The sequence below is a fragment of the Kitasatospora sp. NPDC053308 genome, assembly GCF_055585785.1.
This window is the reverse complement of sequence record NZ_JBVJJY010000026.1, coordinates 21,542-37,963: the sequence shown is the minus strand read 5'-3', so window position 1 is coordinate 37,963 and position 16,422 is coordinate 21,542. Positions and strand designations below refer to the sequence as shown.

19 protein-coding genes are annotated in these 16,422 nt (G+C 74.3%); 14 read left to right on the top strand and 5 right to left on the bottom strand.

Features of this window, described 5'->3' with window-relative positions; translation table 11 throughout:
- Window positions 1-68: 68 nt before the first annotated feature.
- Together ACZ6Y7_RS34640 and ACZ6Y7_RS34635 are read right to left on the bottom strand one after the other, a co-directional pair.
- Window positions 69-1,127 (bottom strand): LacI family DNA-binding transcriptional regulator, encoded by a 1,059-nt coding sequence (locus ACZ6Y7_RS34640; RefSeq protein WP_465761918.1) that lies wholly within the window; start codon window positions 1,125-1,127, stop codon window positions 69-71.
- A 123-nt stretch (window positions 1,128-1,250) separates the two neighbouring features.
- Window positions 1,251-1,982: a response regulator transcription factor gene (locus ACZ6Y7_RS34635; RefSeq protein ID WP_465761917.1), complete on the bottom strand. Its 732-nt coding sequence runs from the start codon at window positions 1,980-1,982 to the stop codon at window positions 1,251-1,253.
- A gap of 696 nt (window positions 1,983-2,678) precedes the next feature.
- Between ACZ6Y7_RS34635 and ACZ6Y7_RS34630 the strand changes: the two genes are divergently transcribed.
- The 7 genes from ACZ6Y7_RS34630 (at window position 2,679) to ACZ6Y7_RS34600 (ending at window position 7,437) form a co-directional block, all read left to right on the top strand.
- Entirely contained in the window at window positions 2,679-2,972 is a 294-nt protein-coding gene (locus ACZ6Y7_RS34630) for a MoaD/ThiS family protein (protein ID WP_402225390.1), read from the top strand.
- Between the two features lie 5 nt (window positions 2,973-2,977).
- Entirely contained in the window at window positions 2,978-4,378 is a 1,401-nt protein-coding gene (locus tag ACZ6Y7_RS34625) for a hypothetical protein (RefSeq protein WP_465761916.1), read from the top strand.
- Window positions 4,379-4,579: 201 nt separating this feature from the next.
- Window positions 4,580-5,314, top strand: a complete 735-nt coding sequence (locus tag ACZ6Y7_RS34620) for an LmeA family phospholipid-binding protein (RefSeq protein WP_465761915.1) — start codon at window positions 4,580-4,582, stop codon at window positions 5,312-5,314.
- 298 nt (window positions 5,315-5,612) lie between these two features.
- A complete protein-coding gene (locus ACZ6Y7_RS34615; RefSeq protein ID WP_353652343.1) occupies window positions 5,613-5,693 on the top strand; it encodes an Ms5788A family Cys-rich leader peptide in 81 nt (26 codons plus the stop codon).
- A gap of 232 nt (window positions 5,694-5,925) precedes the next feature.
- Window positions 5,926-6,762, top strand: coding sequence for a sulfurtransferase (locus ACZ6Y7_RS34610; RefSeq protein ID WP_465761914.1), 837 nt, complete (start codon window positions 5,926-5,928; stop codon window positions 6,760-6,762).
- Between the two features lie 39 nt (window positions 6,763-6,801).
- On the top strand, window positions 6,802-7,092 hold the full coding sequence (locus ACZ6Y7_RS34605; RefSeq protein WP_030288989.1) for a DUF1416 domain-containing protein: 291 nt from the start codon (window positions 6,802-6,804) through the stop codon (window positions 7,090-7,092).
- 72 nt (window positions 7,093-7,164) lie between these two features.
- Window positions 7,165-7,437, top strand: a complete 273-nt coding sequence (locus ACZ6Y7_RS34600; protein WP_402225381.1) for a DUF3099 domain-containing protein — start codon at window positions 7,165-7,167, stop codon at window positions 7,435-7,437.
- A gap of 31 nt (window positions 7,438-7,468) precedes the next feature.
- On the opposite strand, the gene ACZ6Y7_RS34595 is transcribed toward ACZ6Y7_RS34600, so the two are convergent.
- Entirely contained in the window at window positions 7,469-7,831 is a 363-nt protein-coding gene (locus ACZ6Y7_RS34595; protein WP_402225378.1) for a DsrE family protein, read from the bottom strand.
- Window positions 7,832-8,180: 349 nt separating this feature from the next.
- Here ACZ6Y7_RS34595 and ACZ6Y7_RS34590 point away from each other — a divergent pair, with 349 nt between their 5' ends.
- The 3 genes from ACZ6Y7_RS34590 to ygfZ all read left to right on the top strand — a co-directional run bounded on the left by ACZ6Y7_RS34590 (window position 8,181) and on the right by ygfZ (window position 10,310).
- Window positions 8,181-8,765 carry a heme-binding beta-barrel domain-containing protein gene (locus ACZ6Y7_RS34590; RefSeq protein ID WP_465761913.1) on the top strand — a complete coding sequence of 195 codons (585 nt, stop codon included), beginning with the start codon at window positions 8,181-8,183 and terminating at the stop codon, window positions 8,763-8,765.
- A gap of 98 nt (window positions 8,766-8,863) precedes the next feature.
- Entirely contained in the window at window positions 8,864-9,328 is a 465-nt protein-coding gene (locus ACZ6Y7_RS34585) for a Fur family transcriptional regulator (protein ID WP_465761912.1), read from the top strand.
- A gap of 19 nt (window positions 9,329-9,347) precedes the next feature.
- Window positions 9,348-10,310, top strand: coding sequence for a CAF17-like 4Fe-4S cluster assembly/insertion protein YgfZ (gene ygfZ, locus ACZ6Y7_RS34580; protein ID WP_465761942.1), 963 nt, complete (start codon window positions 9,348-9,350; stop codon window positions 10,308-10,310).
- A 69-nt stretch (window positions 10,311-10,379) separates the two neighbouring features.
- Here ygfZ and dtd read toward each other — a convergent pair whose 3' ends face one another.
- Window positions 10,380-10,820 (bottom strand): D-aminoacyl-tRNA deacylase, encoded by a 441-nt coding sequence (gene dtd, locus ACZ6Y7_RS34575; protein ID WP_465761911.1) that lies wholly within the window; start codon window positions 10,818-10,820, stop codon window positions 10,380-10,382.
- A gap of 691 nt (window positions 10,821-11,511) precedes the next feature.
- Between dtd and ACZ6Y7_RS34570 the strand changes: the two genes are divergently transcribed.
- The 3 genes from ACZ6Y7_RS34570 (at window position 11,512) to ACZ6Y7_RS34560 (ending at window position 13,477) form a co-directional block, all read left to right on the top strand.
- On the top strand, window positions 11,512-12,132 hold the full coding sequence (locus ACZ6Y7_RS34570) for an RsiG family protein (RefSeq protein ID WP_465761910.1): 621 nt from the start codon (window positions 11,512-11,514) through the stop codon (window positions 12,130-12,132).
- A 75-nt stretch (window positions 12,133-12,207) separates the two neighbouring features.
- On the top strand, window positions 12,208-13,167 hold the full coding sequence (locus ACZ6Y7_RS34565) for an asparaginase (protein WP_465761909.1): 960 nt from the start codon (window positions 12,208-12,210) through the stop codon (window positions 13,165-13,167).
- Between the two features lie 100 nt (window positions 13,168-13,267).
- Window positions 13,268-13,477: a dodecin gene (locus ACZ6Y7_RS34560; protein WP_402225363.1), complete on the top strand. Its 210-nt coding sequence runs from the start codon at window positions 13,268-13,270 to the stop codon at window positions 13,475-13,477.
- 301 nt (window positions 13,478-13,778) lie between these two features.
- Here the strand turns inward: ACZ6Y7_RS34560 and ACZ6Y7_RS34555 are convergent, their stop codons facing one another.
- Window positions 13,779-14,270: an inorganic diphosphatase gene (locus ACZ6Y7_RS34555; protein WP_030059594.1), complete on the bottom strand. Its 492-nt coding sequence runs from the start codon at window positions 14,268-14,270 to the stop codon at window positions 13,779-13,781.
- A gap of 76 nt (window positions 14,271-14,346) precedes the next feature.
- Between ACZ6Y7_RS34555 and dacB the strand changes: the two genes are divergently transcribed.
- Window positions 14,347-15,960, top strand: coding sequence for a D-alanyl-D-alanine carboxypeptidase/D-alanyl-D-alanine endopeptidase (dacB, locus tag ACZ6Y7_RS34550; RefSeq protein ID WP_465761908.1), 1,614 nt, complete (start codon window positions 14,347-14,349; stop codon window positions 15,958-15,960).
- Window positions 15,961-16,422 lie beyond the last annotated feature (462 nt).

Below are 16,422 nucleotides of genomic sequence, written 5' to 3'. Positions count from 1 at the left end.
GGGTTCTCATAAAGCCTGGTCAGGCGGCCTGCGGAGCGGAGCGGGGGGTTCCTGTTCCGCTCCTCGCGCTACTCCGCCGAGGCCCGGCCGGGGGCCGCGCCGTCGCAGCCGCAGGAGCGGCGGATGACCAGGCGGGACGGGAACTTGCGGACCCGCTCGGTGTCCGAGCCGGGCACCATCAGCGAGTCGTCCAGGACCAGGTCCACGGCGGCGCGGGCCATCGCGTCGCGGTCGGAGGCGACGGTGGTCAGCGGCGGGTCGGCGAGCGCGGCCTCCGGGACGTCGTCGAAGCCGGCCACCGCGAGGTCCTCCGGGACGCGCAGGCCGACCTCGCGGGCCGCCCGCAGCACGCCGATGGCCTGGTCGTCGGTGGAGCAGAAGATCGCCTGCGGCCGGTCGGGGGAGCGCAGCACGTCGAGGGCGACCTCGTAGGCGCCGTAGCGGTGGAAGGGCGCGTCGATCAGGTGCGGTTCGGTGGGGACGCCGTGCGCGTCCATGGCGCGCTGCCAGCCCTCGACGTGGTCGATGACCGGGTCGCCGGGCGCGGGGGACTCCACCGGGCCGCCGAAGCAGGCGACGTACGGGTGTCCGTGCACCTCCAGCAGGTGGCGCACGACGGCCTCGGCTCCGCCCACGTCGTCGGTGACCACCGCGACGTCGTCGATCGCCTCGGGGCGGCGGTGCAGCAGGACCACCTTGGCGCCCTCCATCGCGGCGAACTCCTCCGCGGCGCGCTGCGAGGGGCCCTGGCTGACCAGGATCAGGCCGGAGACGCGCATCCCGAGGAAGGCGCGGACGTAGTGGACCTCGCGGTCGTCCACGTAGTCGGAGTTGCCGATCAGCACGAGCTTGCCGCGCTCGGAGGCGGCCCGTTCGACGGCGTGCGCCATCTCGGCGAAGAACGGCTGGCGGGCGTCCGGGACGACCATGCCGATCAGGTTGGTCCGACGGGAGGCCATCGCCTGGGCGACGCTGTTCGGCCGGTAGCCGAGCTGCTCGATCGCCGCGAGGACCTTCTCCCGGGTCGCGGGCGCGACCGGTCGCGGCCCGTTGTTGATGACGTAGCTGACGACCGCGGTCGAGGTCCCAGCCAGTCGGGCTACATCGTCGCGCGTCACTTTGGCCACGGGGGGAGTCTACGCGTGTGGTCTGCGGGGTGGCAGTGGGAGCGGGGGCCGCCGTCGGGTGGACGGCGGGCGACCGCGGGATGAACCGGACAAGCCGGGCGGGGGACGGCCCGCCCGGCCGGGTCAGGACTCCAACGAGCCGGCGGGGTGCTGCGCGAGGTCCGGGCGCTCGCCCTTCTCGGGCTTCTCGGGGACGACGAAGCGGTACCCGACGTTGCGCACCGTGCCGATCAGCTGCTCGTGCTCCACGCCGAGCTTGGCGCGCAGCCGCCGGACGTGGACGTCCACCGTCCGGGTGCCGCCGAAGTAGTCGTAGCCCCAGACCTCCTGCAGCAGCTGCGCCCGGGTGAAGACCCGGCCGGGGTGCTGGGCGAGGTACTTGAGCAGCTCGAACTCCTTGAAGGTGAGATCGAGCGCCCGGCCCTTGAGCTTCGCGGAGTAGGTGGCCTCGTCGACCGAGAGGTCGCCGTTGCGGATCTCCATCGGACTGTCGTCGGTGACGACCTGGAGCCGGCCGAGCGCGAGCCGCAGCCGGGCCTCGACCTCGGCCGGACCGGCGGTGTCCAGCAGGACGTCGTCGATGCCCCACTCGGCGGTCACGGCGGCCAGGCCGCCTTCGGTGACCACCAGGATCAGCGGGCAGCCGATGCCGGTGGAGCGCAGCAGCTGGCAGAGGCTGCGGATCTGCGGCAGGTCGCGTCGGCCGTCGACCAGGATGACGTCCGCGCTGGGGGTGTCCACCAGGGCCGAGCCCTCGGCGGGCGCCACCCGGACGTTGTGCAGCAGCAGGCCGAGGGCGGGCAGTACCTCGGCCGAGGGCTGCAGTGCGTTGGTGAGGAGGAGCAGAGAACTCATACCCGGTGGTCCCCTTTCCGGGTCGTCGCGGTCGCTTCACGGCTGCCGCCACAGCCGAATGGCGCACGTGCTGAGGGGGAGGAGAGGACACCGGGTGCCTGGGGCGTACCGGGGGAGCGGACGGCGCGCAGGGCGCGACGGCTGACCCGCCGGGGGTCCCGCAACCCCTGGCGCACCGTTTCCGTCCTGCTCATCACCGCGTGGCCCATCACCGCGAACCCTCCGGTCTGGTCCGGCACCGGGCGGCGGCCCGGCGCCGGTGGCGACGTCCCGGCCGGCCGGCACGTCGTTGTGCCGCGTCGGACGGGCCGGTTCCTGCGGTGCGCCGGGGGTGGGCCGACGAATCGCACGAACGTCCGTACTGGCGTCCTGAAAGCACAAAAGGACCCGGGGGCGACTCTGCCCGGATCCCTCTTGGACGTCGAGGATAGCCGACCCGCTCGCCCACCGGGAGTGTTCGAATCCGGCGCTTCGCCCTTTTCGGACGCGCGCCGGGTGAGTCTGGACACAACGTCGAGCGCCGCACCGGGTCGGCCGGGCCGGGGCGATTGCCGGTCGTGGTGGCGGACACGCCATCATGGGACGCACATCGGCGGCGCAGCGCGGGTCCATCGTTCGGGTGGTCGGGCGGCCGCCCCGGTGGCGAGCCGGACCGGGGTCCCGGGGCCGGCGAGGACGACGAGAAGGGGTGGCCCGATGAGCGCGACCACCGAGCCCGCGAGCGGCGCCCGGGTGCGCGGGACGATCCGCTACTGGGCGGCGGCGAAGTCCGAGGCCGGGCTGGCCGAGGAGCCCTACGAGGCGGCGACCCTCGCGGAGGCGCTGGCGGACGCCAAGGCGCGGCACGCCGACAAGCCGAAGCTCGTCCGGCTGCTCGGGCACAGCTCGTACCTGGTCGACGGCGCCCAGGTGGGCGCCCGGGACCACGCGACCGTCGCCCTGACCGAGGGCGGGACGGTCGAGGTCCTCCCGCCGTTCGCGGGAGGCTGAGCGGCGTGACGGACATGAACGACCCGAACCGCGGCGGCTACGGCGAGTGGCCGCAGCAGCCCCAGGCCCCGCAGGGCCCGCCCGCTCAGCCGGGGTATCCGCAGCACGCGCGGCATCCGCAGCACGCCCAGCCTCCGCAGCACGCGCAGTACCCGCCGCAACGGCAGCCGCCGTCGCCGCCGTACGGCTACCCGGTGGACGACGCGGCGGCGACCACGGTGCTGCCGCCGGTGCCGGCCTTCGACGACCCGGCCGCGACCGCGCTGCTGCCGCCCGTGCCGGCGATGGACGAGGCGGCGACGACCCTGCTGCCGCCGGTGGTGGTCTCCGGAGCGATGCCCTCCGCTGCGCCCGCCCCGTCGGGGCAGTACCCCGGGCAGGTCCGGGCGCCTCAGCAGCCGCCGGGCCGGTCGCCGCAGCAGCAGGCGCAGGCCGAGCCCCAGGGGCAGCCCCGGGCCCGCGCCCGGCACGCCGCCCCGGCTCCGCAGCCGGAGGCCGCTCAGCAGGCGGCGGCCCTCGACCAGCCGACCATGACGCTCAAGCGCCCGGCCGCCCCCGGCCCGGTGGGCCGGCCCGGTCAGCCGGGCCAGGTGGGCCAGGTGGGCCAGCCCGGTCGGCCGGGTCCGGGGTTCGCCCCGGCCGTGCCGCCCTTCGCGGCGGCCGCGGCCCAGCCCGCACCGCCCGCCGCCCCGAGCGGGCGGACCGGCTCGCCGATCGTCGACCCGGGGCTGCAGCCGGCCCTGATCACGGCCGGCACGGCCGCGCTGCTGGCCGGCGGTGCCGCGCTCGGGCAGGTGGCGCTGGCCCTGGTGGTCGCGCTGCTCCAGCTGCTGACGGCGGCCGGCTGGTTCCGGCTGAACGGCATGTGGCCGGCCCGCCAGGGGATCCTGCTCGCCGCGCTGGCCGGTTTCACGGCGGACGCGGCGGTGCTGCTGGCGGACTCCGACGGCGGCGTGGCGGCCGTGGTGGGCACCCTGGGCGGGTTCTTCCTGCTGGTCCTGGTGCTGCAGACGTTCCGTCCGTCGGACCCGAAGGAGCGGTTCTACGCGCTGACCGTGCTGGGCTCGGCCACCGTGGTGACGGCGCTGTGCACCACGCTGCTGCTGGCCGACTGGGTGCCGGCCGGAGTGGGCGCGGTCGCGCTGGCCACCCTGCTGGCCGCGGCGCCGCTGCCCGGCCCGAAGCAGCTGGGCCCGGTCCTGGGCCTGGTGGCGGCCGTCGCGCTGGGCCTGGCGGTGGGTGCCCCGGTGGCGCTGGGCGCGCTCGCGGGGCTGGGGGCGCTGGTCGGCCGCAGGGTCGCGGCGTACGACTTCCCGTCCCGCTTCGTGCACATGACGGCGGGTGTGGCGCTGCCGCTGGCGGTGGCCGCCCCGCTGATCTGGATCGCCACCGACCTGCTGGCCTGACCGCCGGGGGCGGAGGCCTCCCTTCCCGTACGACGTCCCGCCCCGGAACCATGCTCCGGGGCGGGACGTCGTACGGTCGTGCGGGAGCGGCCCGGTCCGCGCGCCGCCAGGGGACGACGAGCGGCAGCGGACGGCAGCCACGGCAACGACAGCGACAGCGGCAGCGAACGAGCACAGCGACCGGCGACGACGGGGGACACGATGCGCGGATGGCTGAAGGCGACGATCGGCCTGGTGGTGGTCTCCGGCCTCCTGGTGGGCGCCGACCGGATCGCGGTCGGCGTCGCCGAGGACGAGGCCGCCGACCGGATCGTCAAGAGCGGCCGGATGAGCCAGCGGCCCGACGTCTCGATCGAGGGCTTCCCGTTCCTCACCCAGGTGCTGTCGATGAAGCTGGACGACGTCCGGATCTCGGCCGACGGCCTGACCGTCGGCGACGGCAACCGGCAGGTGGCGCTGCACTCGTTCAAGGCCAAGCTCGCCGGCGTCGAGGTGGGCGACAGCATGAACAGCGCCACGGTGGACAGCGGTACCGGCAGCGGTGTGATCTCCTACCCGGACCTCGCGCAGCTGCTGCCGCCGGCCTCCCAGCTGCTGAAGGGCACCAAGCTGCCGGTGGGCGGCAACACCCGGCTGAGCCTGTCCTACGGCGGGCCGGGCAAGGTCAAGGCCTCGCTGGGCCCGGTCGCGATCGGCGAGGGCACCGTGCACAACGACGGGAACACCGTCACGGTGGACGGCTTCCGGCTGACCTCCCTGGCGGGCATGCTGGCCGGGGCCGCCAACCAGCAGATCGAGCCGTTGAGCTTCACCCTCGACTCGCTGCCGGCCGGGCTGAAGCTGGCCGCCAAGCAGGGCGACCAGGACGGGGTGACACCGCTGCCGGAGGGCCTCCAGCTGACCTTCGACGGCAAGGGCGTCAAGCTCCTGGGCTGAGCCGCGCCCGCCGAAGTCCGCCGAAGCCCGGCGGACGCACCGCCGAGCACCGCCGACGCACCGCCGAAGCCTGGCGGAAACCCGGCCGGGGCTCCGCTGAAACGTTCCGCTCCGCGAGACGCGCTGTCCAGCGCCGACCGCGGAGCGGTGTCGTTTCCGGCCCTTGTGCGCCGCCCGGGGCGGGCTCGGCCGGGCCCGGTGGTCCCGCGCGGGGTCGAATCCCGCCATTCGACTGTTTCGATCTCGATATTCGATACGCTGATGACAGCGGGCCGCCGGTGTCCCTAGCATCGTCGGCATGAAGCGACAGACGGATCTCACGAAGCGGCGGGCGGTCGACCTGTGCCGCGTGTCCGCCTGTCTGTGTCGAATGCGCTGACTCGGCGTCCTGGCAGGGCAATTGACGCCCCCCGCCGACCTCCCCGGCGACCGTTCCCGCCCGTGTGCGTGGACCGGCGCCGATGCACTCCGCAGTCCCCGCCCGGCCCCACCGGCCCGCCTCTCCCGTCCCAGTATTCGGACGGAGTTTCGGACCGCTCCGCCCGGGCGACCCTGCAGCACCCTCCTGAGCAGCACCTTCCGCCCACCGCCCTCGGATGGAGAACACCACCATGAGCCGCAGCGACGTCCTGGTCGACGCCGACTGGGTCCAGGCCCACCTGGACGACCCGAAGGTCGTCATCGTCGAGGTCGACGAGGACACCTCCGCCTACGACAAGAACCACATCCGCAACGCCGTCCGGATCGACTGGAAGCAGGACCTCCAGGACCCGGTCCGCCGCGACTTCATCGACCAGGCGGGCTTCGAGGCGCTGCTCAGCGCCAAGGGCATCGCCAACGACGACACCGTCGTCCTGTACGGCGGCAACAACAACTGGTTCGCCTCGTACGCCTACTGGTACTTCAAGCTGTACGGCCACGGCGACGTCCGCCTGCTGGACGGCGGCCGCAAGAAGTGGGAGCTGGACTCCCGCGACCTGGTCGCCGAGGTGCCGGTCCGCCCCGCCACCGAGTACAAGGCCCAGGCCGCCGACTCCTCGATCCGCGCCTTCCGCGACGACGTGATCGCGGCCATCGGCAACCTCAACCTGGTCGACGTCCGCTCGCCCGACGAGTTCTCCGGCAAGCTGCTCGCCCCGGCCCACCTCCCCCAGGAGCAGTCGCAGCGCCCCGGCCACGTGCCGAGCGCCCGCAACATCCCGTGGGCGAAGAACGCCAACGACGACGGCACCTTCAAGAGCGACGACGAGCTCAAGGCGCTGTACGAGGCCGAGGGCATCGATCTGGCGAAGGACACCATCGCCTACTGCCGTATCGGCGAGCGCTCGGCGCTCACCTGGTTCGTGCTGCACGAGCTGCTCGGTCAGGAGAACGTCAAGAACTACGACGGCTCGTGGACCGAGTACGGCAGCCTCGTCGGCGTGCCGATCGAGCTCGGCAGCAACTGAGCCCCGGCTCGACCCGTAAGTCAGAAGGGAAGTACAGACATGTGCGGTGCGAAGGCCGGCGGCCCGGACCTGGCAGGAGTTGACGTGGCGAACGAGACGATCATCCAGGGTTCGGTGACCCGCGACGGAGAGCCGGTCAACGGCTACGTCCGGCTGCTGGACGAGAACAACGAGTTCACGGCCGAGGTGCCCACCTCGGCGACCGGCCAGTTCCGGTTCTTCGCCCGTCCGGGCAAGTGGACCCTGCGCGCGCTGGTGCCGGGCCAGACCGTGGACCGTCAGGTGGTGGCCTCCCAGGGCACCGCCGTCGAGGTCGCGATCGCGGTCTGACCGGTGCGGACCGGAGTGTGACACCCCCGAGGGCCCCTGCCGCGCAGGGGCCCTCGGCCGTACCGTGGAGGGGTGCAGGGAAGGCGGCGGCGTCGCTACTACTTCGCCATGATGGGCGTGTGCCTGGGCCTGTTCGTCCTGGCCTGGGGCGTGGTGCGGTTCTTCTCGGTCGGCGCGGCGATCGGCATGTGCGTGGTCGCGATGGTGATCCCGCCGGCCGCGGCCGTGTTCGCGAACAAGCGGGACCCGGACGACGACTGGTGGAACGACCCGCGCTGGGACGACCCGAAGTGGGACGAGCCCGGCCACGACCGGGACCGCCCCGACCACGAGCAGCGGCCGTAGCCCGCGGGCGCCGACGGCCCCACCGCGGACGTCAGTAGACGAGCGCCTGGACGCCGTCCGCCATGATCTCGCTGACGAAGACCTGCGCGCCCGCGATCCGGACGCCCTCGACGGTGTCCTTCTGCTCGATCCCGCGCCGGGCCGCGCACTGGGTGCACAGCGTCACCGAGCCGGACGCCAGGATCGAGTCCAGCAGGTCCGGCAGCGGCGCCGCGTGCGGCAGTTCGAACTCGGCCGCCCGGCCCGGCAGCGCGAACCAGGAGGACTCCCCGGTCAGCCAGAGCGAGACCTCGATCCCACTGGCGACCGCCACCGCCGCCACCGTGAACGCCTGCGAGCACCGCTCCGGCGCGTCCGCCCCTGCGGTGACCTTGATGACCAGTTTCTTCGACATGGCGCCACCTTAGAGGTCGCGTCGGCCCCGCCGTCCGTCATCCCGGGAACCCGTGGGCAAAGCTTGGGCGGCGCGGTGGCCGCGGCGGAAAACCGCGACGTGGTGGGGCTCACCGCGACCGCTCGGAGCCCGACGGATAGAGTGACCGGAGCAAAATCCACCACACTGTCGCCGCCTGGGAGCCCCCCGTGTCCGGTCTGGAAATGTTCTTCGACGGTCTGCTGGCCCTGATGGCCGTGCTGATCACCTGGTTCGCCATCTTCTCGGTGATGAAGCTGTACCAGGGCCAGCGCTGAGCCTGCCGTACGGTTGAGGCAGCCCCACACCGACGACGACAGCGACCAGGAACATGATCGAGATCCCCTCTGACCTCCACAAGGACGTCGTGCCGCTCGCCTTCCTCCTCGGCACCTGGGAGGGCGCGGGCGTCTACGACTTCCCGGGCACGGAGAAGTGCAACTTCGGCCAGGAGATCGTGATCCGCCACGACGGCCGCCCCTTCCTGGAGTTCCGCTCCCGCACCTGGGTGCTGAACGGCGAGGGTGAGAAGGTCCGTCCGCTGGAGAACGAGCACGCGTTCTGGCGCATCACGAGCAACACCGACGGCACCTCCGGCGTCCGCGGGATCGAGATCTCCTCCGTCCGCGACGACGGCACGGTCGAGATCTGGTACGGCGAGCTGGCCGACGGCAAGCCCCAGGTCGACGTCTCCACCGACGCGGTGGCGCGGATCGAGGGCTCGCCGGAGTACTCCGGCGGCAAGCGGCTGTACGGCTTCGTCAACGGCGAGCTGCTCTGGGTCGGCGAGAAGGCCGCCCCGAACGTGCCGCTGCGCCCGTACATGTCCGCGCAGCTGAAGAAGGTGCTCAGCCCGGCGCAGCTGATCAAGGACATCAACGACCTGCCGGACGACGGCATCGCCTTCTTCAAGTAGGCGCTTCAAGTAGGCGCAGTCCGCGCAAGGGTGGGGACCGGTCCACGACCGGTCCCTACACTTGCCTCAGGACCCCCGACCTTGGCAGGGACAGACCCGTGGCGGACACCGGCACCACCGACTGGCAGCTCTCCGGCGACTGGAAGAGCGACCTGCGCGAGCGCGGATACCGCCTCACGCCGCAGCGGCAGCTCGTGCTGGAGGCCGTCGACGCGCTCGACCACGCCACTCCGGACGACATCCTCTGCCACGTCCGCCGGACGGCCAGCGGCATCAACATCTCCACCGTCTACCGGACCCTGGAGCTGCTGGAGGAGCTGGGCCTGGTCTCGCACGCCCACCTCGGCCACGGCGCCCCGACCTACCACCTGGCCGGCCGCCACCACCACCTGCACCTGGTCTGCCGGGACTGCGAGAAGGTCACCGAGACCGGGACCGAGATCGCCCAGCCGCTGATCGACAGCCTGCGCGCGCAGCACGGCTTCGACACCGACCTCAAGCACTTCGCCATCTTCGGCCGCTGCGCCGACTGCACCGCCAAGCTCGCCGACGACCGGCCGTAAGCTGGCCGGTATGACCGGTGTGAAGAGCCCGCTGCTTGCCCTGCCCGGAGCCGTCCCCGCCGAGGGGGCCGACGAGGGCGTCGCCGCCCACTACGGCGACCTCTTCCGGGAGCAACGCCACCTCGCGCGGGGCACCGGCTTCGTCGACCTCTCGCACCGCGGGGTGGTCACCGTCACCGGCGCGGACCGCCTCGCCTGGCTGCACCTGCTGCTCACCCAGCACGTCAGCGAACTGCCCGCGCAGCAGGCCACCGAGGCGCTGGTGCTCTCCCCGAACGGGCACGTCGAGCACGCGCTCTACCTGGTGGACGACGGCACCACCACCTGGGCGCACGTCGAGCCGGGCACCCAGCAGGCGCTGGTCGGCTACCTGGAGAGCATGAAGTTCTTCTACCGGGTGGAGGTCGCCGACGCGACCGCCGAGTACGCCGTGGTCCACCTGCCGGCCGGCTCCGCCGCCTCCGCCGAGGGCGCCGCCGCCGTCCGCGAACTCCCGTACGGGCGCGACCTGTTCGTGCCGCGCGGCGAGCTGGAGAGGCTCACCGCCGGGTACGGGCCGGCGGCCGGCGTCTGGGCGTACGAGGCGCTGCGGATCGAGGGCCACCGGCCCCGGCTCGGCTTCGAGACCGATCACCGGACCATCCCGCACGAGGTGGACTGGCTGCGCACCGCCGTCCACCTGCAGAAGGGCTGCTACCGCGGCCAGGAGACCGTCGCCCGGGTGCACAACCTGGGCCGCCCGCCGCGCCGGCTGGTCTTCCTGCACCTGGACGGCACCGAGGAGACGCTGCCGCCGCACGGCACCGAGGTGCGGTCGGCCACCGAACCGGACGGGCGGGCGCTGGGCTTCGTGACCTCCTCGGCCCGGCACCACGAGCTGGGGCCGATCGCGCTGGCGATCGTCAAGCGGAACGTCCCGGTGGACGCGGTGCTGCTGGCCGGGACGGTGCCGGGCACCCAGGACGTGATCGTCCCGCAGTAGGCCCGGTCCTCCGGCCTCCGGGTGCTTCGGGTCCGGGCGGGCCCCGGGGCGTTCCGGACTCCGGGTGCTTCAGACCTCGACGAGGACGGTGAACGGGCCGTCGTTCACCAGCGCCACCCGCATGTCGGCGCCGAACCGGCCCGTCTCCACCTTGGCGCCCAGCGCGCGCAGCCGGGCGACCACCTCGTCCACCAGCGGTTCGGCGACCGGGCCCGGGGCGGCGGCGTTCCAGGTGGGGCGGCGGCCCTTGCGGGCGTCGCCGTAGAGCGTGAACTGGCTGATCACCAGCAGGGGTGCGCCGAGGTCGGAGCAGGACTGCTCCACGCCCTCCTCGTTCGCCGGCAGCAGCCGCAGGGTCCACAGCTTGCGGGCCAGTTGGGCGGCCTTGGCCTCGGTGTCGTCGTGCGTGACGCCGACCAGGACGCAGAGCCCGGGCCCCTCGATCGCACCGACGGTCTCACCGGCCACGGTCACCCGGGCCTCGGTCACTCGCTGCACCACTGCTCGCATGCCGCCATTGTGCCGGAGCGCCGGACCGCTGACGGAGGGCCCCGGGCGGGGGCGCCCGGCGGTCGGCCGCCGGGGCGGCCCGCCGCGGTGCCGCGCTCTCTGGCGGCCCGCGCCCCCTATCGCGGCCGTGCGCCCCGCCGCGCGCGTGCCGGAGGTCGCCCCAGCCCGTCCTCGTCGCCGCCTCCCTCGGGCCCCGCGCGCCCCTCGCGCGTTCCGTCCGATGCGCCGCGTCCCCCACATGCGTCACAGGGGTTGTCCCAGGGCGCACGGGAGGGGCGTGCACGAGGGTGGCGCACGCCGTGATGTGGGCGCCTGCGCTGGTTCGGGCGCCACTCTTCCTGCGGAAAGGGCTCGTCATATCAGCCACCCCCGTTCGCCAGGGGGCCGTTCGGGTGCACGGGCGGTGCGCCCGCGCCGGGCGGGGTGGCACGCTGGGGGACCGTACGAAGGTCCGGGGCGCCATGAGGTCCGCCGCGCCGGGCCGGGTTCGACCGGGCGGTCGAGCCGGTGGGTCAGGTGTTCCGGTGGTGTTCACCCCTTCGGGTGTTCGCGGCCGGGGAGCGCAACCTCCGGGGGGCTCCCGGGCGTGCCGACGGACGGAACGCCGAGCCCGTCGGGGGACGGGCCGGACCGGCGGCAGGGACGGGGTGCCGCGAGCGGGCGGGATCGGACGACGGCAGGTGGTTGGGTGATGGACGCGAGCAGCGCGGCGCGGGACCGGTCCAGGCAGGGGGCGCAGGCCCCCGGGAGCCCGGGCGGACCGGTGGCGGCCGTGGAGGACGAGCCCGATCTGGAGCGGCTGGGCCTGGACCAGCTGCGGGTGCTGCGCCGGGAGACGCTGGAGCAGGAGGCCGACCTGTCCTACCTGCGGCGGCTGCTGCACGGGCGGATGGACATCCTGCGCGCCGAGCTGGACCGGCGCCCCGGCGTGGGCCCGGTCCGCTCGGCCGGCGTGTCCGGCCCCGACCCGTCCCCCGGCGACCTGCTGGACCGGCTGCCGGCCATCCTCAGCGACGCGCCCTCCACGGTGCGCCGTTCGGCCCGGCACGTCACGCTCGGGCCGCCGCGCACCCGGGAGTCCCGGCTGGAAGCGGACGCGTTGATGGGCGACGTCCAGCTGGCCGATCTGGCCGCGCACCCGGCCGAGGAGCTGCTGGCCGCCCTGGAGCGGCTGCGGGCGCACGAGCGGGAGGTGTCCGGACGGCGCCAGCGGCTGCTGCGCACGGCCGACGGTTGCAACGCCGAGATCACCCGCAGGTACCGTGATGGGGAAGCACGGGTCGACGACCTGCTCGCAGGGGGGCCGCTCTGACCGGGTGAGTCGCCGCGGGCGGGTTCGGCCCGGGCTCGCTCCCGGTCCACCCTCGCCCCGGAAGGCACCATCCGCATGCCCCAGCTCGCCACCGCGCCCGTTCTCGCCGAGGTCATACGATCCGGCTTCGTCGAGGGTCGCCACCACGGGTCCCTGGTGCTGCTCGCCGCCGACGGCTCGGTCGAACTCGCGCTGGGGGACCCGGGCGCGCCGGTCTTCCCGCGGTCGACCGCCAAGCCCTTCCAGGCGGTGGCGACGCTGCGGGCCGGGCTGGAGCTGGGGGGCGAGCTGCTGGCGCTGGCGGCCTCCAGCCACTCAGCAGAATCGTTTCACCTGGCCGGTGTGCGGACCATCCTCGAGTCCGCCGGACTCGACGAGTCCGCCCTGCGCACCCCGGCCGACCTGCCGCTGGACGAGACCGAGGCGGAACTGCTGCTCGCCGCCGGCGGCCACCGCGCCCCGATCCTGATGGACTGCTCCGGCAAGCACGCCGGCTGGCTGGCCGCCTGCGTGGCCAACGGCTGGGACACCGCGAGCTACCTCGACCCCGCCCACCCCATCCAGCGGCTGGCCCGCGAGGCCCTGGAGGAGGGCACCGGCGAGACCTCCGCGCACACCGGTGTGGACGGCTGCGGCGCCCCGCTGCTGACCGTCACACTGACCGGCCTGGCCCGCGGGTACCGCAGCCTGGTGCTGGCCGCCGAGGGCTCCGCGCCGCGCCGGGTGGCCGACGCGATGCGCGCCCACCCCGAGTACGTGGCCGGCACCCGTCGGGCCGACACCTGGCTGATGCGGGCGATCCCGGGCGCGCTGTCCAAGATGGGCGCCGAAGCCGTCCAGGTCGTGGCGCTGCCGGACGGCCGCGCGCTGGCCTTCAAGATCGACGACGGCGCCGAGCGCGCCCGCGGACCGGTGCTGGCGGCCGCGTTGCGCCGACTCGGGGTGACCGGGGCGGACGAGACCGTGGAGCGGATCGGCGAGGCCCCGCTGTACGGCGGCGGCGTCCCGGTCGGGCAGGTCCGGGCGGCGTTCTGAGCCCGCGTCGCGCACCCCGGTGGCCGTCCGCCGGGGTGCGGGCGGCGCGGGGGCGGTGCACGGTGGACCGGGGGCCGTCGCACAGCTGAGGGAGTCCGCCATGACCGACCACGTGTACCGGGTGACCGAGATCGTCGGGTCCTCGACCGAGAGCGTCGACGCCGCGATCCGCAACGGGGTGGAGCGGGCCGCCCGGACGCTGCGCAACCTCGACTGGTTCGAGGTCTCGCAGGTCCGGGGCCATCTGGAGGACGGCCGGATCAAGCACTTCCAGGTCTGCATGAAGGTCGGCTTCCGGCTGGAGGACTGACCGGCGGGATCCGCGGGCTCACCGGAGCCCGCGGGCTGACCGGATCCCCGGGGCGCGGCCGCCCCGGTCCGGCCGCGCCCCGGGACGGCCCGGTCCTCCGACGGCTCACCGGCACGCGGGCGCCTCCCCGTGGAGCCGACGGGCTGTCGGCAACACGCGCCGTGGCGCGGATGCGGCCTGCGGCCCGTTCCGTCCCCGGACACGACAGAGGCCGGGGTCCGCGGACGAATCCGCGGACCCCGGCCCCAGGCTGTCCCGACCTACCTCGAACTGCCTGATCGAACGAGATCGGAACGACGGCTCAGTGGCCGCCCTGCTCCGCCAGGCGCTTGATCGACGCGGTGACCTCGGCCTCGGCCTCGGCGCGGCCGACCCAGTTGGCACCCTCGACGGACTTGCCGGGCTCCAGGTCCTTGTAGACCTCGAAGAAGTGCTGGATCTCCAGGCGGTCGAACTCCGACACGTGGTGGATGTCGCGCAGGTGCTCCCAGCGCGGGTCCGTCGCCGGGACGCAGAGCAGCTTGTCGTCGCCGCCGGCCTCGTCGGTCATGTGGAACATGCCGATCGCGCGGCACTTGATGAGGCAGCCCGGGAAGGTCGGCTCGTCCAGGATGACCAGGGCGTCCAGCGGGTCGCCGTCCTCGCCGAGCGTGCCCTCGACGTAGCCGTAGTCGGCCGGGTAGCGGGTCGAGGTGAAGAGCATCCGGTCGAGCCGCAGACGGCCGGTCTCGTGGTCGACCTCGTACTTGTTACGAGAGCCCTTCGGGATTTCGATAAGGACGTCGAACTCCAACGGTTCCTCCAAGGTAGGGACTGACAGAATCCAAGTGTCTCCTACGGGAGTGAGTGCTCGGGAAAGGGGCCCGTCGGTGGGCACAGGGGGAGGGGCGGCTCGCCGCCGCAGGGGGACGGCCGCGGGGCTGTTCGGAGCGGCGCTGTTGGTCGCCGGGACGGTCCTGGTCTCGGGCGGTGCGTACGCGCAGCCCGCGCCGACCCCGGGCGGGCACAGCGCCGGGCAGGGCGAGGACGAGGACCACGACAGCCAGGGCGGGCACGACGGTAAGAAGGGCGACCGCGGGAAGGCCACCGCCAAGCCCCGGCCGGGTGACATTCCGGGCCCCACGCCCACCCGTCGTTCCGGGCTGCCCGCCGGCTCGCCCAGCGCCGGCGGCGCCCCGGCCACCGGGCGCCCGGCCCCCGCCCCGGCCGCCGTCCTGGCCGCCGCCGAGGCCGGCCCGGCGGCCGCCCTCCCCACTGCTGCGGGCCTCCAGCAGGCGCTCGCCGCCGCCGTCGCCGACCGCAACCTCGGCGAGGTCACCTTCGCCGTCTCGGACGCCGCCGGCGGCCAACTCCTGTACGGCTCCGGGGAGAACACGCCGGCCACCCCCGCCTCCACCACCAAGCTCGCCACCTCGATCGCGGCGCTGTCGCTGATCCCCGGGGACACCCGGCTGAGCACCAAGGTGGTCCGCGGCGCGGCCCCGGGCACGATCACCCTGGTCGGCGGCGGCGACCCGACGCTCACCGCGCTCCCGGCCGACCAGGTGCAGATCGGCGGGCAGCCCGCCGACCCCGACACCGCCCCCGCCTCCCTGGACGCGCTCGCCCGGCAGACCGCCGCCGCCCTCGCCGCGGCCGGCACCACCACCGTCACCCTCGACTACGACCTCTCGCTGTACGAGGGCGGCCCGCAGCACAAGAACCACGACGGGCAGAACATCGCCCTGGTCGTCCCGCTGATGGTGGACGAGGCCAAGGTGGACCCGAAGAGCCGCGAGGACGCCCCGGCCCGCGTCGCCGACCCGGCCGGCGCGGCCGCCGAGGCCTTCGCCGCCCTGCTCAAGGCCCAGGGCGTCACCGTGGAGGGCCGGCCCAGGCCCGCGGCGGCCCCCGCCGCCGTCGACGCACCCGTCCTCGGCCGGGTCGAGTCGCCGACGGTCGCCCGGTTGGTCGAGCGCCTGCTGACCACCTCCGACAACCAGCTCGCCGAGGCGATCGCCCGTCAGGCCGCCCTCGCCGCCCACCAGCCGGCGAGCTTCGAAGGGGCGGCCGCCGCCGTCACCCAGGAGCTCAGCCGGCTCGGAGTGCCGATGGCCGACGTGGTCCTCAACGACGGCAGCGGCCTGCACCCGGGCAACGCGATCCCGCCCGCCGTCCTGGTCCGCCTGCTGTCCCTGGCCGCCTCCGACCAGCACCCCGCCCTGCGCCCGGTGCTCACCGGCCTCCCGGTCGCCGGCTTCACCGGCACCCTCGGCAAGCGCTACGGCTCCGGCTCGGGCGCCGCCGACGCGGCCGGCCTGATCCGCGCCAAGACCGGCACCCTCACCGGCGTCAGCACCCTCGCCGGCACCGTCGTCGACGCCGACGGCCGCCTCCTCGCCTTCGCCGTGATGACCCGTCCGCCCGCCACGGTCAACGTCGACACCGCCCGCGCCGCCCTGGACCGGATCGCCGCCCGCCTCGCCACCTGCGGCTGCCACTGACTGACCCCCCAGACCCCTCCACCCCCGCCCTCCCGCGCCCGAGCGGCGCACAGCACGCGGCCCCGCCGGCGGTCCGCCCGCCCGGGCAGGGAGGAGCGGAAACGGCGGTGGCCGCAGCCGGACCGACCGGGAGGGCGTCCGGACACCCTCCGCCGGCCCCGGCGCCACCTTCGCGTCCCCTCCTGCGCGGGCCGCTCCGCCTGCCGGCGGCCTGCTGGTCGACTCAGCCGTCCGTCCTCGCCCCGCCGCCCTTCCGTGCCCGAGCGGCCGGAGCGCTCCAGGAGGCTCGCCGGCGATGACTCGGGCGGTACGTCCCGTCCCCTTCCGTGCGGGGGTACTCCGGTGCTCCGGGGGTTGCCCTGGTCAGCCGTCGGTTCGCCCGTTCGTCCTCGCCGCGCCGCCCTCCCGCCCGGGCGGCGCGGAGTGCTCCGGGAGGGCCTGCCGTCGTCGACCCGGACGCCA

Bases quoted from the DNA above. Each gene is read 5' to 3' on its own strand.
- ACZ6Y7_RS34620 (WP_465761915.1), top strand. From the start codon at position 4,580: ATGCGCGGATGGCTGAAGGCGACGATCGGCCTGGTGGTGGTCTCCGGC.
- ACZ6Y7_RS34570 (WP_465761910.1), top strand. From the start codon at position 11,512: ATGGACGCGAGCAGCGCGGCGCGGGACCGGTCCAGGCAGGGGGCGCAG.
- ACZ6Y7_RS34615 (WP_353652343.1), top strand. From the start codon at position 5,613: ATGAAGCGACAGACGGATCTCACGAAGCGGCGGGCGGTCGACCTGTGC.
- ACZ6Y7_RS34635 (WP_465761917.1), bottom strand. From the start codon at position 1,982: ATGAGTTCTCTGCTCCTCCTCACCAACGCACTGCAGCCCTCGGCCGAG.
- ACZ6Y7_RS34595 (WP_402225378.1), bottom strand. From the start codon at position 7,831: ATGTCGAAGAAACTGGTCATCAAGGTCACCGCAGGGGCGGACGCGCCG.
- ACZ6Y7_RS34560 (WP_402225363.1), top strand. From the start codon at position 13,268: ATGACCGACCACGTGTACCGGGTGACCGAGATCGTCGGGTCCTCGACC.
- ACZ6Y7_RS34590 (WP_465761913.1), top strand. From the start codon at position 8,181: ATGATCGAGATCCCCTCTGACCTCCACAAGGACGTCGTGCCGCTCGCC.
- dtd (WP_465761911.1), bottom strand. From the start codon at position 10,820: ATGCGAGCAGTGGTGCAGCGAGTGACCGAGGCCCGGGTGACCGTGGCC.
- ACZ6Y7_RS34565 (WP_465761909.1), top strand. From the start codon at position 12,208: ATGCCCCAGCTCGCCACCGCGCCCGTTCTCGCCGAGGTCATACGATCC.
- ACZ6Y7_RS34605 (WP_030288989.1), top strand. From the start codon at position 6,802: ATGTGCGGTGCGAAGGCCGGCGGCCCGGACCTGGCAGGAGTTGACGTG.
- ACZ6Y7_RS34610 (WP_465761914.1), top strand. From the start codon at position 5,926: ATGAGCCGCAGCGACGTCCTGGTCGACGCCGACTGGGTCCAGGCCCAC.
- ACZ6Y7_RS34630 (WP_402225390.1), top strand. From the start codon at position 2,679: ATGAGCGCGACCACCGAGCCCGCGAGCGGCGCCCGGGTGCGCGGGACG.